This window comes from Microbacterium sp. ISL-59 (assembly GCF_018613945.1).
Lineage (GTDB): Bacteria > Actinomycetota > Actinomycetes > Actinomycetales > Microbacteriaceae > Microbacterium > Microbacterium oxydans_B.
Genome location: NZ_JAGGPG010000001.1, coordinates 454,163 through 469,932 on the forward strand (window position 1 = coordinate 454,163; position 15,770 = coordinate 469,932).

Sequence of the window (15,770 nt, forward strand, 5' to 3'; positions counted from 1 at the left end):
CGCCCCGCGTACCCGGGCGCCATTCGAAGCCGACGAAAACCGTCGATCTTGACACCGCGATCCGCCGATATCGAGGAACTTCCTGATCTCGGACGCCGAAGAGGCAAAACCGACGTTAAGAATCGGCGTTCTTCGCGCCTATGCCGCGCCCAGAGCCTGACGCAGCAGGTGCATCAACGCCGCCAGCTGCACCGGCTCTGCGGCCGACTCCTCGACGGCCTCACCGTCGAGCGCGCGTGCTGCGAGGCCCTGCTTCTGGTCGATCAACTCCGCGATCTTGGTGTCGATCGTGTGCGCGGCGATGATGCGCCAGGCGGTGACGGGCTCGTCCTGACCGATGCGGTGCACACGGTCGATCGCCTGAGTCTGCTCGGCCGCCGTCCACGAGAGCTCGGCGAGGACGACGTTCGACGCCGCCTGCAGGTTCAGGCCGACTCCGGCTGCGGTGAGCGAGCAGACCGCGATCCCCACGGAAGGGTCGCTGTTGAAGTCGTCGATCGCCTGCTGGCGAGTCGTCGAGGTCTGGTCTCCGCGGATCGACACCGACCGGATGCCCACGGCGGCGAAGTGCGCCTCGGCACGGTCCATGACGTCGATGTGCTTCGCGAAGAAGACGACCTTCCCGACAGACCGCTGCAGCTGCGCGGCATAGTCCGCCGCGAGCTGTGCCTTGGCCTGTCCGATTCGGCGGACCATCGTGAAGACGTTGTCTCCCCCGGTGCCCGCAGCCTTCGACTCCTCGAGCTCGTTCTGGGCGACGAGACGAATGATGTCTTCGTCGATTTCGCCGGGCGCCAGTCCACGGTCTCCGCGGGCCTCGATGATGCGGCGATACCGAGCCGCGAGTCGCTCGCCGAGTTCGCGCTCGGCCTGACGGATGCTGCGTCCGAACTCGTCGTCGAGCTGCACCGGCAGGTCGGCGATCAGCTTGTCCGGCAGATCGGCGGCGACGTCCTTCTTCTTGCGCCGGACGATACCCATCGAGATGACGGCGTCGCGTGCCTCAGGGTAGAACGCCTTGTCGGCCGGGGTGAACCCCGTCGCATCGAGCTTCTCCATCAGCTCGGGACCCGGCTTCTCGCCCGTGGTCCACCCCAGGAAGCGCCAGATCGCGTCGAAGTCCTCGACGTCGTTGATCAGCGGCGTGCCGGTGAGGGCGAGCATCAGGGGATCGTGCCCCGGCGTGCGCTCGCGCACCTGAGCAGCCAGCGAGAGCACGTTCTGGGAGCGCTGCGACGAGAGGTTCTTGATGAAGTGCGCCTCGTCGACGACCATTCCGCGCAGACCGATCGAGGCCAGCCACGACATGTGCCGGTCGAGGATCTCGTAGTTCACGATGAACACGTCGGCGAACGCGTCGATGTCCGTGCCGTCGCCCTGGATGACCGTGGCGCGACGCTGCGGCGTCCACCGCTCCACCTCACGCGCCCAGTTCATCTTCACGACGTTGGGCACGACGACGAGCAGCGGGTAGGCACCGGCCACCGAAGCCGCGAGCACCGACTGCGCCGTCTTGCCGAGGCCGGGCTCGTCTGCCAGGAGGAAGCTGCGGTGCCCGGCCTTCACGGCCTCCAGGAACCGCGACTGATGCACCATGACCTCGAGGCCCTTGGGCGAGAGGTGGTCGTACTCCGGCGCGGGCGGCAGATCCATCGACGCGGCGGATCCGCCGGCACCGGTCTCGAACGCCTTGTACAGCGGGCCCATGAGCTCCCAGCCGTCGAGACGGCGTCGCGGCGTCGCAGCCGGTCGCGGCGTCAGGTCCGGAGCCAGGAACGGGTTCGCCAGCTGCCGAGACTCGACCGACGGCGGTGTGACCTGTCGCTCGGCGATCGCCGCGGGGACCGTGGAGATCTGAACGGGTGCGGCGTCGGCGATGATCAGCTCTTCGGGAGCGAGCTCCGCTCCCGATTCGAGGAGCCAGTCGCGTCGCATGCGCTTCGCCACCGGCGACGTCGCCTGGTCGGCCTCGAGCAGCTGGATGAGCGACGTGTCGCGCGCGGCCGTCTTCGCGAGGATCGTGGCCACACCGTCGAGCCGCTTCAGCAGTTCAGCGCGTGCGGGATCACCGATCTCGGCGTCGGCCTTCACTCTGGCGCGCTCCTCGCGCACCAGGAACGCGATCACCTGGAACTTCACCCGGTTGGTGGGACCGAGCTTCCCCCGCTGCGACTTCGCCTCGATCTCGCGCACCTTGCGCGCGAGGATCGGGATGAGGGGTGCCTCATCGTCGCGACGGGACGTCTTCTTGCGCCGTGTGGTGGCGGTTGCCGTGGTCGGCATGCTCCTCCTGAGCGTGAAGGCTCGGGCTTCCCCATGAAGCCTCGGGCCGTTCTCGTTGTCCGCGTGTGGCGTGAGCCAGGACCGTACGAACAGTGGGTCGTCTTCCCGTCGAAGCACGCGAGAAGCGTGAGAATCGGCGGGAGCCGACTCCATTCTATGTCATCGGACGGATGTCCTGCAGATCACCCACGCCGAGTCGTCGAACGACGACCGGGAACGCGGCGGCACGGTGACTATCCGGTCGTGATGCCGAGAGCCCGCGCGGCATCCGTGACGTCCGCCCCCATCTGCTCCATCAGCTTCTCGATGCCCTCGAAGGCGACCATGCCCCGCAACCTCGCCACGAACTCGACAGTGACGTCGTGTCCGTACAGGTCGAGTCCGGTCTCTCCGAGAACGTGTGCCTCGACCTGGCGCACCAGAACGTCGTCGAAGGTCGGATTCGTGCCGACAGAGATCGCGGACGGATGGCGGATGCCGGTGTCGTGATCGACGAGCCACCCGGCGTACACGCCGTCGGCGGGAACGAAGGCGTCGACGATCGTCGAGAGGTTGGCGGTGGGGAACCCCAGCTCCCGTCCGCGCTTGAGGCCGTGGACGACCTCGCCGCGGACATCGGGATAACGCCCGAGCACGGTGGCCGCCGACGCGACGTCCCCCTCCATCAGCAGCTCGCGGACCCAGCTGGACGAGACCCTCCGCGTGGAGCCGGAAAGATACACGTCGTCGACGACCTCGACGGAGAAGCCGTAGCGGGGGCCGAGCTCGCGCAGCAGCTCGGGGGTGCCCGCACCTCCGTGCCCGAAGCGGAAGTCCTGGCCGACCAGGACCGTCGACACCTGCAGGGCACCGACGAGGATCTCGACGACGAAGTCCTCCGCGCTGCGGGCTGCCATCTCCTGGTCGAACGTGAGCACGAGGGTCGCGTCGATCCCGAGGTCGCCCAGCAGCTCGAGCTTCCGGTCGACGGTGACGACGTTCTCGGGACACCGATCCGGACGGATGGTGGCCAACGGGTTGCGGTCGAAGGTCACCGCCACGGATCGACTTCCGGTGGCGGCGGCTGCCTCGTTCAATCGCGCGATGACGGCGCGGTGTCCGGCATGGACGCCGTCGAACTTGCCGATCGCGACGGCGCTCGGTCCGAACCCGGCCGGTACTTCCTCCGGGCTGCGGAAGACGATCACGCGTGCACCTCGGCCGGAATCACGGCGTCGACGGGGCGGTGCGTGCGCAGCCACCAGATTCCGAACACCGGGAGGACCAGCGGGATGAACAGGTATCCGCGCCCGAACAGCGACCACACCGTCTCGTGCTGGAACAGTGCCGGCATCAGGATGCTCAGCAGCCCGACGACGAGAACGCCTGTCAGTTCGAAGACGATCGCGATCCAGGCGACGGTGTACCACCCGCGCCTGCGGGCGAGCACCAGCGCGAGGGTCGCGAGGATATAGACGACGGCAGCGAGTGCGGAGAGGGAATACGCCAGCGGCGCCTCGTCGAATCGCCGGACGATCTGCACGAAGCTGCGGCCTGTGGCGGCCAGCGCCATGACGGCGTAGACGATCACGAGGACGCGACCGATTCCGGTCATCCGAGTGGAGGGGGCGGTGGAGCTCATAGCGCATTCCATCCTAGAGCCGCGGGAGGGCACCGGACTCCGCCGCGACGCCTCACGTCACGCGATCTGGACGGTCCAGATGACCTGCATGCGCCACAGCATGATCGCGATCGCGAGCGCAGCCACACCCAGGATCACCGTGCTCCACCGGCTGCGCTCCATGAGCGCCCACAGTACGGCTCCGATGGGCAGGAGCACCGCCGACACCAGGTAGACCCAGTACTCGAGCAGGTCGCCCGTCGGCGGGTTTCCCGCGAGGGGTGCGACGATCGCGACGATCACCTGGACGACGAGCAGCACCTCGACGAGGGCAAGCGCACCCACGCTGAAGTCACTCGGCCGTCTGCCGAGCAGACCCGCGACGAGGCAGAAGACGCCGGCGGCGACCGCGATGATGATCTGCGCGATCGTGAACCACAGGATCATCGGTCGGCCTCCGGCATGTTCATGGCGCTCTTGAGGTCGGCGCCGCGCTTCTCGACGATGCCCACCAGAGCGCCGTCCGGGTCGATGGCCGCCGTGACCGCGCCTGGGCCGTCCAAGCGGCCGGCCTGTCCCTGGAGCCGCTTTCCGTGGCGGAGGTCGCGCGCCTCATCGGCCGACACCTCGAGCACGGGAAGGATCCGCCCGGCGGCGTCCGCCGGAGTCAGCGTGTGGGCTCCCTCGAGCCCGTCGATTCCGACCGCGTCGCCCACGACAAAAGGCCCCACTCTCGTACGCCGAAGGGCCGTCAGGTGCCCGCCGACGCCGAGTGCCGCACCGAGGTCGCGGGCGAGAGATCGGATGTACGTTCCGGACGAGCAGTCGACGATCACATCGAGGTCGAGAAAGCCCTCCTGCCGACGCCGCTCCGATACGTCGAAGCGCGAGACGACGACGTTCCGTGCGGCGAGCACGACCTCTTCGCCGGCACGGACGCGATCGTATGCACGCCGTCCGTCGACCTTGATCGCGGACACCGAGCTGGGAACCTGCGAGATCTCGCCGGTCAACGCCAGGATGCCCTCGTCGACCGCGGCATCCGTGACCGCGCTCCATGCCTCGGGTTGGGCGGTCGTCAGGATCTCGCCCTCGGCGTCGTCGGTCCCGGTGGTCTGTCCGAGACGGATCGTCGCCTCATAGGTCTTGTCCGCGCCGACGATGTAGGTGAGCAGTCGGGTGGCTCCTTCGATGCCGATGACGAGGAGTCCGGTCGCCATCGGATCGAGTGTTCCCGCATGGCCGACCTTCCGTGTGCCGAACGCGCGCCGCGTGCGGGCGACCACGTCGTGGCTGGTCAGCCCAGCGGGCTTGTCGACGAGAAGGATGCCGGGCGAGACCATCCCCCCAGCCTACCGACGACGCGCCTGCCACCCGGCCCGGAAGGGCCGCCGGTGGCGCGCCGCGGATCGCCGACCGGCCGCGGGTCGCGGCTCACGTACGCTGGAGGGATGCCCGGACCGCAGGCCCCCTCCGAAGTCGTATCGCGCCTGCCGACGTGGTACCGCGCGACCGCTCGCGACCTGCCGTGGCGCCGCACCGAGTTCCATGACGAGTTCGGCGCCTGGGGCGTTCTGGTGAGCGAGTTCATGCTCCAGCAGACACCTGTCTCCCGGGTCGTCCCCCACCTCGAGGCGTGGCTCGCCCGATGGCCCACGCCGGCGGCGATGGCCTCTGCCTCGGCCGCGGACGTCGTGAACCAATGGGCGAATCTGGGATACCCCCGGCGCGCGCTCTGGCTGCACCGCGCCGCCGTCGAGATCACCGAGCGGCACGGCGGGATCGTGCCGCGCGACGTCGAGGCCCTCCTCGCCCTCTCCGGCATCGGCGACTACACGGCCCGCGCGGTCGCGGTCTTCGCTTACGGCGACCGCCACCCGGTCGTCGACACGAACACTCGGCGCGTCCTGGCCAGGGCTGTTCAGGGGCGGGCCCAGCCGGCACCGCCCTCGCGGCGCGACCTGGAGCTGATGGACTCCCTCCTGCCCGACTCGCTGGCCGACGCCGCGGAGTTCAACGCCGCCATGATGGAGCTCGGCGCGACCGTGTGCACGTCGCGGGCGCCGCGATGCGAGCAGTGCCCCCTGGCCAACAGCTGCGCGTGGCTGGCAGCCGGCAGGCCGGACACCGGGGATGAACGCCGTCGCCAGGCCGCCTACGAAGGCTCAGATCGACAGGCACGCGGTGCCGTGCTGCGGCTACTGCGCGACCGCTCCCCCGAACCCGTGCCGCTCGACCTCGTGCTCCCGGACTGGCCGGATCCCCGTCAGCGCGACCGGGCGATCGACTCGCTCATCGCCGACGGCCTCGCCGAAGCCGACGGGATGGCCCTCTCGCTGCCGCGCTGACGAGCTCAGAGGTGATGGTCGGTGCGATGTGCCAGCACCGTCAGCTCGACCCGACTGCGGACATCGAGCTTCGTAAAGACCCGGCCGAGGTGCACCTCCACCGTACGGACCGAGAAGTTGAGCATCTCGGCGATGTCACGGTTCGCCGCCCCGCCGACGGCGTACATCGCGACTTCCAGCTCGCGCGCGGTCAGCTGCAGCGACCATGCGGCTCGACACGCCGCCAGCGGATCGACGGTGGGAACGATGCTCCCCTCCTTGGCGTCCAGCCTGTCCAGCCGTCCGCGGATCGTGCGCGCCCACGCCGTCGCACCGCACAGCTCGAACAACCTCTCGGCGTGCTCCAGGTGGATACGAGCCGAGGCATGATCGTCGCGGATGGCGTACTGGGTGCCGAGCATCGTCTCCACCCTCGCGCGCGCGAACGGGGAGCGGAGCGTCCGCGCCTCCTCGCGCACTTCGACGCACTCGGAACGCCAGCGACCATCCCCAGCCGTCGCCAGCCGGACGCGCAGACTCTGCGCGAGAGCGATCTCCGGCGGCTCGATGGATGGCGCGGGTGTCGAGCGTCCGTCCGGATCGAGCGCCAGCTCGTCGAGCGCGGGAACCGTCATGGTGGTCCGCGCCGATCCGAGGTCGGCCCAGAGACGGATGGTGGCGGCGGCGTCGTCGAACGAACCGGCGAGGAAAGACTGGATGCCGCGATCGACGAGGCGGTCGATCCTCGAGCCCGCCGGCAATCCCGCGGTGAGCGACCGGGCGTACGGTCCGAGTTCGCCGAGCACGGCGAGGTCGAGACGTCTGGCGAGCACCACACCCAGTCCGGCGAGTGGCAACGCCAGCGGCAGCACGAGTGCCGCCTGGATCAGCCGGTCGCGCGCCAGGCCGATGTCACCGCGCCACACCAGCAGCAGAACCTCGACGACCGCGCGATACGACTGGACGACGGGGCTGTGCTCGAATCCCGGGACGAACGGATCCGCCTCCGCGGACATCCCTGATCCGCCTCTCGCGAGCACGCGCAGCCCCAGGTCGATGTCCCCGTCCATCGCGGCCCGCAGCGCACGCAGCATTCCTCCCGTCACCGGCCCGGAGCCTACGGTCGCGTCGATGTCGCGTTCACCCGCGATCAGCCAGCTCAGCGCGACGACGGGGTCCCTGAGCTCACGCTCGACACCTGTTCGCGTGGCGCCTTCCCGCACGGCGTCGAGCCAGACGCGCATCCCGCGCCGATCGCCCCGTTCGGCGCACATCACCGCGGCCAGAGCAGCGGCCTTCGTCCAGTGGAACCAATCGGCGGCATCGTCGGTGCACGGACGCAGCACTCGCGGGTCCACTTCCGGCACTGCTCCCTGCTCGAACGCCTGAGCGACGAACAGGCCACCGAGTCCCCTGAGCCGCCGATGCTCCGCCGCGTGCGGGTACAGACCGCTGAACCACGCCACCGCTTCCGCGGCGAAACCGGCGCCGACGGCCGAAGTCCCCGCGACGAGATGCGCTTCGTCGCGGGCGCCGCCCACCGCGTGCCCCGCCGCCTCTCTCGCGAGCAGCAGTGCTCGTTCGGGGTGGCCGGCCTCGCTGAGTTGTCGCGCGATGACTGTCAACTCGGCCGCGCTGTCCGGAGCCGCCTCGAGGGAAGCGCGAGCGCGGTGCCAATCCTCGCTCACGCGGTCTCCGCGACGCCGGAAGATCACGCTCAGCCGCTCGTGGACCCCGGCGGTGACTGCGGTGCACGTGGTGGCTCTGATCCAGATGGAGAGCCGGGGATCGGCGAACCGCGAGTGACCGGCATGCAGACGTACGTGCTCCCCCACCGGAGCGGCGGCGATCGCGGCCGCCGACCTCCCATCGAACTCGAGGAGGGCGTCGAGTCCACCGTCGAGGCAGACCGAAAGCGCCGTCAGCAGCTCGCGATCCCTGCCATCGAGCTGCAACGTCTCGAATCTCCGTGTGATCGAGGGCACGAGCGGCAACGGGCTGGGTAGCGGGCGTAAGCCATGTCGTTGATCCGCCGACAGCCGCTCGGCGACTTCGCGGATCGTCGGAGAATCCGCGTCCAGCTCGGCAGCGAGACGGGCAAGCACATGGGGCGCGCAGGCGAGGTCGACCTCCAGGAGCTCGTCGAGCAAGAGGCCCAACGCGGCGGGCGCGACGAAGAGAGCCCCCTGTGTACCCGTACCCTCGATGCCGTTCCCCCAGATTCACGGAAGCGTTCCCGCGAAGCCGAGCGTATCAAACGGCGATCACTCCGGGTCGTCCTCCGTACGGTACGGATCGGTGTCGCCGGCGTGGGATGCGGAGGACGCGAGTTTCGCGACGTCGGCATCGCGCTGCTGCGCCTCGCGGAGCAGCGCACCGATGTGGTCCGCGTTCTCCGGGAGGGCATCCGGGATGAACTCGAGCGTGGGCACCAGACGGGTGCTCAGCTGCCGTCCGACCTCGCTGCGCAGCATGCCGGTCGCCGAGGTGAGCGCAGCACCGCTGGAGATGCGCTCTTCTTCCGTGCCCAGCACCGTGTAGAACACCGATGCGTGCTGAAGGTCACCGGTCACACGGACGTCGGTGATGGTGACGAAGCCGAGGCGCGGATCGCGCAGCCCCTTCTCCAGCCGCTCGGCGAGGATCACGCGGATACGATCCGCGAGTCGGGCCTGTCGTTCGCCTGCCATTGTTCTCTCCCTGTCCAGGAACCCTCAGGGCGTCCTCCTCTCCGCGCTCCGGAGGAGCGGGAGCGAAGGACGCCCGAAGGTGTTTCGAAATTGATCAGCCGCGAGGCTTCTCGATGAGCTCGGTCGTCTCGATCTCGTCGCCGATCTGGATGTCGTTGTACTTTCCGAGACCGATACCGGCCTCGTAGTCGGTACGGACCTCGGTGACGTCATCCTTGAAGCGACGCAGCGACTCGATGGCGAGACCATCGGCCAGCACGACGCCGTCGCGGATGACACGAGCCTTGGCGTTTCGCGTGATCGTTCCCGATCGCACGATGACACCGGCGATGTTGCCGAACTTCGAGGAGCGGAACACCTCGCGGATCTCGGCGACACCCGACTGGACCTCTTCGTACTCCGGCTTGAGCATGCCCTTGAGCGAGCTCTCGATCTCGTCGATCGCGTTGTAGATGACGGAGTAGAAACGGATGTCCACGCCTTCACGGGCGGCGCGCTCGCGCGCCTTCGTGTCGGGGCGGACGTTGAAGCCCACGATGATCGCGTTGTCGATCGTCGCCAGGTTCACGTCGGACTCGGTGATCGCACCGACGCCGCGGTGGATGATGCGCAGCTGCACCGAGTCGTCGACCTCGATCTTGAGGAGCGACTCCTCCAGCGCCTCGACGGCACCGGAGACGTCACCCTTGATGATGAGGTTGAGCGACTCGACCTTGCCGTCTTCGAGAGCACGGGTGAAGTCTTCGAGCGAGATGCGCTTGCGGGCCTTGGCCAGCTGGGCGTTGCGCTCGACTGCTTCACGCTTCTCCGCGATCTGACGGGCCATGCGGTCTTCCTCGGTGACGATGAAGACGTCACCGGCACGCGGCACGGAGTTCAGACCCTGCACCTGCACGGGACGCGACGGGTAGGCCTCGAGGACCTGCTCGCCGTTCTCGTCGGCCATGGCACGCACGCGACCGTAGGCCGTTCCGGCCACGATGGCGTCACCGATCCGGAGCGTTCCGGACTGGATCAGCACGGTGGCGACAGAACCGCGACCCTTGTCGAGCTTCGCCTCGATCGCGACACCGCGGGCACCCTTGTTCGGGTTGGCGGTCAGATCGAGACCTGCGTCGGCCGTGAGCAGCACAGCGTCCAGGAGCTCCTGGATACCCGTGTTGGCGCGAGCGGAGACGTCGACGAACATGACGTCGCCACCGAACTCCTCGGCGACCAGACCGTACTCCGTGAGCTGCTGACGCACCTTCGACGGGTTGGCGTCGGGCTTGTCCACCTTGTTCACCGCGACCACGATCGGCACGTTCGCCGCCTGGGCGTGGTTCAGCGCCTCGACCGTCTGCGGCATGATTCCGTCGTCGGCTGCGACCACGAGGATCGCGAGGTCGGTGACCTGCGCACCACGGGCACGCATGGCGGTGAACGCCTCGTGACCCGGGGTGTCGATGAACGTGATGGCCCGCTCGATGCCCTCGTGCTCGGTCCAGACCTGGTAGGCACCGATGTGCTGGGTGATGCCGCCGGCTTCGCCCTCGATGACGTTGGTCTGACGGATCGCGTCGAGCAGTCGCGTCTTACCGTGGTCGACGTGGCCCATGACGGTCACGACCGGAGGACGGATCTCGAGGTCGTCCTCGCTCTCCGCCTCCAGCTCGGCCTCGAGGTCGAGACCGAAGCCCTCGAGGAGCTCCTTGTCCTCGTCCTCGGGCGAGACCATCTGGATCTTGTAGCCGAGCTCAGCGCCCAGGACCTCGAACGTCGCCTCATCCAGCGACTCGGTGGCCGTGGCCATCTCGCCGAGGTTGAAGAGGATGGTGACGAGGGTTCCGGGCTGGACCGTGTAGCCGGTCAGCGTCTCGATCTTGTCGGCGAAGTCCGAGATGGATGCGCCGCGGCGCATGCGGATGACCTCTCCGTTGCCGCGGGTGACGTTGACGCCACCGACGACCGGAGCACTCCGCATCTCGAACTCTTGCCGCTTCGCCCGCCGCGACTTGCGCTGCTTGCTCTTGCCGCCGCCCTTGCCGAAAGCACCTGCGGTACCACCGCCGGGACCACGGCCACGACCGCCACCGCCACCGGGACGACCGGCGAAACCGCCGCCACCACCGGGACGTGCGCCAGGACCGCCGGCACCGCCGGGTCCACCGGCACCGCCGGGACGACCGGGACCGCCGGGACGCTGCTGGAACGGAGCGCCGGGACGACCGCCGCCGCCGCTACGGGGTGCGCCGGGACGCGGCGAACCGGGACGCGGAGCACCCGGACGGGGCGCACCGGGGCGCGGAGCCTGCGGACGCGGGATGTTGCCCGGCGTCGGGCGCTGACCCATGCCCTGCGCGGATGCGAAGGGGTTGTTGCCCGGACGGGGTCCGGCCGGGCGCTGACCCATCCCCTGCGCGGAGGAGAACGGGTTGTTGCCGGGACGCGGGGCGCCGGGAGTCGGTGCGCCGCCCTCTGCGGGCTTGGATGCTTCCGCGGGTGCTGCTGCAGGGGCCTCTGCCACGGGGGCAGGCGCCGGTGCAGCAGGCGCGGGCGCCTCGGGGGCCGGAGCCTCCGGGGCAGGCTTGGGACCGGGCTTCGGACCCGGGGTGGGCGCGGGCTTGGCGCCCGGCTTCGCTGCCGACTTGGCGGCAGCCGGCTTGGCCGCAGGGGCAGCCTCAGCCGCACCCTTGAGCGACCCGTCGGCCTCGATCGCCGCGCGCAGCTTGCGCGCCACCGGCGGTTCGATGGTCGAAGAGGGGCTCTTCACGAACTCACCGAGTTCTTTGAGCTTTGCAAGAGCGACCTTGCTGTCGACGCCGAGTTCGGCGGCGATCTCATGTACGCGTGGTTTACCAGCCACAATTCTCCTGTCTGAGTCGGTCCACCCAGACAGGGCAGACCACTAGTCGCGGACGGGTCTCATTTCGAGCCGTTCACTTTGTTTCCATAGCTGTTCAGCCTTTGTTTCTTGGTGGGTGCTGTTCGAAGGTCCGCGTGTCCAGCTCAGTGGACACGCGCAGTGCTCTTCCGAATGCACGGCGCCGCAGAGCGGCATCCATGCATTCCCGGGTCGGATGGACCCACGCGCCGCGCCCCGGCAGGACAGCACGGTCATCGGGGATGAGGGTGTCGTTCTGGGCCACCACCCTGAGCAGGGCAGTGCGGGGAGCACGCGTGCGACAACCGACGCACGTTCGTACGGGTTCCATCTTACACCTGCGTTTCACCCCGCCTCGCCCGCACGCCGGGCGAGGCGGAAGGCCGGAGCCGGTCAGTCGAGGACGCTGTCCGGCTGGATGTCGATCTTCGCGCCCGTGAGCTTGGCGGCCAGACGCGCGTTCTGACCCTCCTTGCCGATCGCGAGTGACAGCTGGTAGTCGGGCACCAGCGCGCGGACGGCTTTGGTGCTCGCGTCGAGCACGAAGGCGCTCGTGACCTTCGCCGGCGACAGCGCGTGTGCCACGAACGTGGGCAGATCGGCGTCGTAGTCGACGATGTCGATCTTCTCCCCCGCAAGCTCCTCCGTCACGGCGCGCACGCGGCGTCCGAGCTCCCCGATGCAGGCGCCCTTCGCGTTGATCGACGGGTCGTTCGCCTTGACCGCGATCTTCGTGCGGTGACCGGCCTCTCGAGCCAGGGCCACGATCTCGACGAGACCGGCAGCGATCTCCGGCACCTCGAGCGCGAAAAGCTTGCGGACGAGCCCCGGGTGGGTGCGGGATACCGTGATCTGCGGTCCCTTGAGCCCCTTGGCGACGCTGGTGACGTACACACGCAGGCGCGATCCGTGGGTGTACTCCTCGCCGGGCACCTGCTCCTCCGGGGGCAGGATCGCCTCGACGGCGCCGAGGTCGACGTGGATCATGCGCGGGTTCGGCCCCTGCTGGATCACACCGGCGACGATGTCACCCTCTTTGTCCTTGAAGTCACCGAGCACGACGTCGTCCGCGATGTCACGCAGACGCTGGCTGATGACCTGCTTCGCAGCGAAGGCCGCGATGCGACCGAAGTCGTCGGGGGTCGCATCCTCTTCGCCGATGATGGCGTCTTCCTCGTCGCGGACGACCTGCAGGATCGCGACATGCCCGGTCTTGCGATCGAGGTGCACGCGGACGCCCTCGGGCGTCGCACCGTCGTCGGAGACATGCTTGGAGTACGCGGTCAGGATCGCCTGCTCGATGATGGCGACGAGTTCGTCGAAGGGGATCGCCTTCTCCTTCTCGATCCCTCGCAGAAGACTCAGTTCGATGTCCATGACGGCCTCTCTATTCAGCTCTCGTCGCGCCTGTTCGCACGCGCGACATCCGTACCACGATACCCTGTGCCAACCGGCCCCTGCCACGACGGCAGCAGTTTTCCGCGCCGGAAGTCGAGGAGGACAGATGGGATCGTTCGACACCATCGTGATCGGTGCGGGAATGTCGGGTGTCACAGCCGCCCGGATGCTCGCCGATGCCGGGCATCAGGTCGTGGTCCTCGAAGGACGCGACCGCGTCGGCGGGCGTATGCACACCGACCGGGAGGCGGGGTTTCCCGTGGATCGCGGCGCCTCCTGGATCCATGGGATCGATGGTTCGCCGTTGTGGGATCTCGTCCAGGTGCTCCGGATTCCGACGATCGAGTACACGGTGGGCAGTTTCCAGGTCGGCGGGCGAGCCATCGAGAACTTCGACGGAGAGGGAAGGGCCATGGGCGCCGACGCCACCGCCCAGTGGATCGACGACGTCGACGCGGTCGATCGACTTCTCCTCGACGAGATCGACTCCTCCTCCCCCGACGACACCTATCGGGATGTGACCGAGCGCGCGCTCGATCGTTCCGGCCTCTCCCCGGAGCGCATCGACGACATCCGCGAATTCTTCCGCCACCGGGTCGAGGAGCAGTGCGGAGCCTGGATCGGAGACCTCGACGCCCACGGCCTCGACGAAGACGCGATAGACGGCGACGAGGTGATCTTCCCGCGCGGATACGACGAGGTGCCTCGACGCATCGGCGCCGGCCTCGACATCCGCTTCGAGACGACAGTGACGAAGATCATCCGCTCGACCGGAGGAGTGATCGTCCATGCCGGCGACACGGCGTTCACCGCGGATCAGGTCGTCGTGACGGTGCCGTTGGGAGTACTCAAGGCAGGGTCGATCGAGTTCGAGCCGGCACTGCCGGATGCCGTGGCCGGTCCTCTCTCACGTCTCGGGATGGGAATCTTCAACAAGGTCTTCATCCAGTTCGACCAGCGGTTCTGGGACGAGGACAGCTACGTGCTGCGCGCGCTCGGCGAAGCCGGCGAGCACTGGCATTCCTGGTACGACGTGTCCGCCGTCAGCGGGCTGCCGACCCTGCTGACCTTCGCCGCCGGACCGTTCGGGAGGCGCATGCAGGAGCTTCCAGACGAGGAGGTGGTCGCCGACGTCGTGCGCGCGCTCCGTGCCCTCTACGGCGACGCGGTCGGCGAGCCCCGGGCACACTGGGTCACACACTGGGGCGACGACGAGTTCTCGAACGGCTCATACTCGTACCTCGCGCAGGGGTCGACCCATCACGATCATGATGACCTGGCCGGCCCCGTCGACGGAGTCCTGCACTTCGCGGGTGAGGCCACCTGGGGAGACGAGCCCGCCACTGTCGGTGCGGCCTACTACTCGGGGCAGCGGGCAGCGGAACGGATCCTGGGCCGGGCGATCGACCTCGGCGACTTCGCAGCCGGCATCATCGAGCGGGAGCAGAAGGAAGCGCGTTGATCGCGCCGATCAGCCGGAACAGATTGCCGACCTGACGCTGATCGAGGCGGAGTATCAGCCGCGGTAGCTCCAGCAGGTCGTCGTCGGCGACCTCGGGCTGCCGGGGTGCGGTGCGCTCGATCCGCCCGGAGGAGAGCATCGGGGCGAACTGCTCGTTCAGTGCATCGATCTCGGCATCCGTCGGCTCGGCACGCAGCCGCAGCACGAGCGCATCGCCGACCCATCGCAGCGAGTCGTAGTTGTGCCAGAAACCGGTGATCTCCGCCCGAGCGGCATCCACGGAATCGGTGATCACGACACGATCGAAGTCTCCTTCCGAGATGACTCCGGTCGGGGCGAGGTGGTCGTCGATGAAGCTGCGGAGGCCCTGCCAGAACGTCCCGCCCGGCTGATCCAGGAGCACGATCGGCGTCGGCTCGGCCTTGCCGGTCTGCTGGAGGGTGAGCAGCTCGAACATCTCGTCCAGGGTGCCGAATCCACCGGGCAGGCAGATGAACCCGGCCGATTCCTTGATGAGCATCAGCTTGCGGGTGAAGAAGTACTTCATCGCGACCACGTGATCCTGCCCCGTGACGAGGCCGTTCGCCTTCTCTTCGAACGGCAGGCGGATCGAGACTCCGAGCGAAAGTGCCGGGCCCGCGCCCTCGGAGGCGGCCTGCATGATGCCGGGGCCGGCGCCCGTGACGACCATCCAGCCATCGCCCGCCAGCGCTGCGGCGACATCGCGCGCGGTGAGGTACAGCGGATCGTCCTGCCGGGTGCGGGCCGAACCGAAGACCGTCACCTTGGGGACTCCGCGGAACGGGGCGAACAGACGGAAGGCGTCGCGCATCTCGGCCAGAGCCGCCGAGGCGATCTTCAGATCGAGGCGGTCGGCGCCGTCCTCGCCGAGCAGGATCGCCGTGCGCAGCATCCGCATCACCAGCCGTCGGTCGGCGTGCACCCCGGCCTCGTCGAGGACGGCGTTGATCTCGGAGCTGAGGGCTTCGGGCAGTGGTTCGTCGATCATGACACCAGCGTGGCACGCGGCGCCGAGAGCGCGGCCCGCAACGCCGGGCATCGCGTCGACGTCCGACAGTGCGGTGGCGAGCACTGCCCGGCCGCGCTGTCAATGCCCGTGTCCTCCGCCGCCCCGCACGGCACTCTG

General features: G+C 68.5%; 13 protein-coding genes. 2 read left to right on the plus strand and 11 right to left on the minus strand.

Annotation, left to right across the window (positions count from 1 at the left end; translation table 11 throughout):
• Positions 1 to 138: 138 nt before the first annotated feature.
• The 5 genes from J7E45_RS02230 to truB form a co-directional block, all read right to left on the minus strand.
• Positions 139 to 2,283, minus strand: a complete 2,145-nt coding sequence (locus J7E45_RS02230) for a DEAD/DEAH box helicase (RefSeq protein ID WP_091033620.1) — start codon at positions 2,281 to 2,283, stop codon at positions 139 to 141.
• A 233-nt stretch (positions 2,284 to 2,516) separates the two neighbouring features.
• Positions 2,517 to 3,470: a bifunctional riboflavin kinase/FAD synthetase gene (locus J7E45_RS02235; protein ID WP_215066800.1), complete on the minus strand. Its 954-nt coding sequence runs from the start codon at positions 3,468 to 3,470 to the stop codon at positions 2,517 to 2,519.
• On the minus strand, positions 3,467 to 3,904 hold the full coding sequence (locus J7E45_RS02240; protein ID WP_237682347.1) for a hypothetical protein: 438 nt from the start codon (positions 3,902 to 3,904) through the stop codon (positions 3,467 to 3,469). Before J7E45_RS02240 ends, J7E45_RS02235 begins: the two co-directional genes overlap by 4 nt.
• A 57-nt stretch (positions 3,905 to 3,961) precedes the next feature.
• Positions 3,962 to 4,330, minus strand: a complete 369-nt coding sequence (locus J7E45_RS02245) for a hypothetical protein (RefSeq protein ID WP_091033627.1) — start codon at positions 4,328 to 4,330, stop codon at positions 3,962 to 3,964.
• Complete coding sequence (gene truB / locus J7E45_RS02250; protein WP_215066802.1) at positions 4,327 to 5,226, minus strand: tRNA pseudouridine(55) synthase TruB; 900 nt, start codon at positions 5,224 to 5,226, stop codon at positions 4,327 to 4,329. Before truB ends, J7E45_RS02245 begins: the two co-directional genes overlap by 4 nt.
• 108 nt (positions 5,227 to 5,334) lie before the next feature.
• Between truB and J7E45_RS02255 the strand changes: the two genes are divergently transcribed.
• Entirely contained in the window at positions 5,335 to 6,231 is an 897-nt protein-coding gene (locus J7E45_RS02255; RefSeq protein ID WP_215066804.1) for an A/G-specific adenine glycosylase, read from the plus strand.
• Between the two features lie 5 nt (positions 6,232 to 6,236).
• On the opposite strand, the gene J7E45_RS02260 is transcribed toward J7E45_RS02255, so the two are convergent.
• The 5 genes from J7E45_RS02260 to nusA form a co-directional block, all read right to left on the minus strand.
• On the minus strand, positions 6,237 to 8,165 hold the full coding sequence (locus J7E45_RS02260) for a helix-turn-helix transcriptional regulator (protein ID WP_215066806.1): 1,929 nt from the start codon (positions 8,163 to 8,165) through the stop codon (positions 6,237 to 6,239).
• Between the two features lie 309 nt (positions 8,166 to 8,474).
• On the minus strand, positions 8,475 to 8,900 hold the full coding sequence (rbfA, locus tag J7E45_RS02265) for a 30S ribosome-binding factor RbfA (RefSeq protein WP_029263667.1): 426 nt from the start codon (positions 8,898 to 8,900) through the stop codon (positions 8,475 to 8,477).
• A 94-nt stretch (positions 8,901 to 8,994) separates the two neighbouring features.
• The gene (gene infB, locus J7E45_RS02270; protein ID WP_091033643.1) at positions 8,995 to 11,745 is read right to left on the minus strand and encodes a translation initiation factor IF-2; all 2,751 of its coding nucleotides are present in this window, start codon (positions 11,743 to 11,745) and stop codon (positions 8,995 to 8,997) included.
• A 94-nt stretch (positions 11,746 to 11,839) separates the two neighbouring features.
• Positions 11,840 to 12,094: a YlxR family protein gene (locus J7E45_RS02275; RefSeq protein ID WP_081859939.1), complete on the minus strand. Its 255-nt coding sequence runs from the start codon at positions 12,092 to 12,094 to the stop codon at positions 11,840 to 11,842.
• 62 nt (positions 12,095 to 12,156) lie between these two features.
• Entirely contained in the window at positions 12,157 to 13,140 is a 984-nt protein-coding gene (gene nusA / locus J7E45_RS02280; protein WP_091033646.1) for a transcription termination factor NusA, read from the minus strand.
• A gap of 127 nt (positions 13,141 to 13,267) precedes the next feature.
• Between nusA and J7E45_RS02285 the strand changes: the two genes are divergently transcribed.
• Complete coding sequence (locus J7E45_RS02285) at positions 13,268 to 14,623, plus strand: FAD-dependent oxidoreductase (protein WP_215066809.1); 1,356 nt, start codon at positions 13,268 to 13,270, stop codon at positions 14,621 to 14,623.
• Here the strand turns inward: J7E45_RS02285 and J7E45_RS02290 are convergent.
• Positions 14,592 to 15,632, minus strand: a complete 1,041-nt coding sequence (locus J7E45_RS02290; protein WP_167633189.1) for a TIGR00730 family Rossman fold protein — start codon at positions 15,630 to 15,632, stop codon at positions 14,592 to 14,594. The genes J7E45_RS02285 and J7E45_RS02290 overlap by 32 nt on opposite strands.
• Positions 15,633 to 15,770: the final 138 nt, after the last annotated feature.

Bases quoted from the DNA above. Each gene is read 5' to 3' on its own strand.
- truB (WP_215066802.1), bottom strand. From the start codon at position 5,226: ATGGTCTCGCCCGGCATCCTTCTCGTCGACAAGCCCGCTGGGCTGACC.
- J7E45_RS02230 (WP_091033620.1), bottom strand. From the start codon at position 2,283: ATGCCGACCACGGCAACCGCCACCACACGGCGCAAGAAGACGTCCCGT.
- J7E45_RS02275 (WP_081859939.1), bottom strand. From the start codon at position 12,094: ATGGAACCCGTACGAACGTGCGTCGGTTGTCGCACGCGTGCTCCCCGC.
- J7E45_RS02285 (WP_215066809.1), top strand. From the start codon at position 13,268: ATGGGATCGTTCGACACCATCGTGATCGGTGCGGGAATGTCGGGTGTC.
- J7E45_RS02240 (WP_237682347.1), bottom strand. From the start codon at position 3,904: ATGAGCTCCACCGCCCCCTCCACTCGGATGACCGGAATCGGTCGCGTC.
- nusA (WP_091033646.1), bottom strand. From the start codon at position 13,140: ATGGACATCGAACTGAGTCTTCTGCGAGGGATCGAGAAGGAGAAGGCG.
- rbfA (WP_029263667.1), bottom strand. From the start codon at position 8,900: ATGGCAGGCGAACGACAGGCCCGACTCGCGGATCGTATCCGCGTGATC.
- J7E45_RS02255 (WP_215066804.1), top strand. From the start codon at position 5,335: ATGCCCGGACCGCAGGCCCCCTCCGAAGTCGTATCGCGCCTGCCGACG.
- J7E45_RS02290 (WP_167633189.1), bottom strand. From the start codon at position 15,632: ATGATCGACGAACCACTGCCCGAAGCCCTCAGCTCCGAGATCAACGCC.
- J7E45_RS02245 (WP_091033627.1), bottom strand. From the start codon at position 4,330: ATGATCCTGTGGTTCACGATCGCGCAGATCATCATCGCGGTCGCCGCC.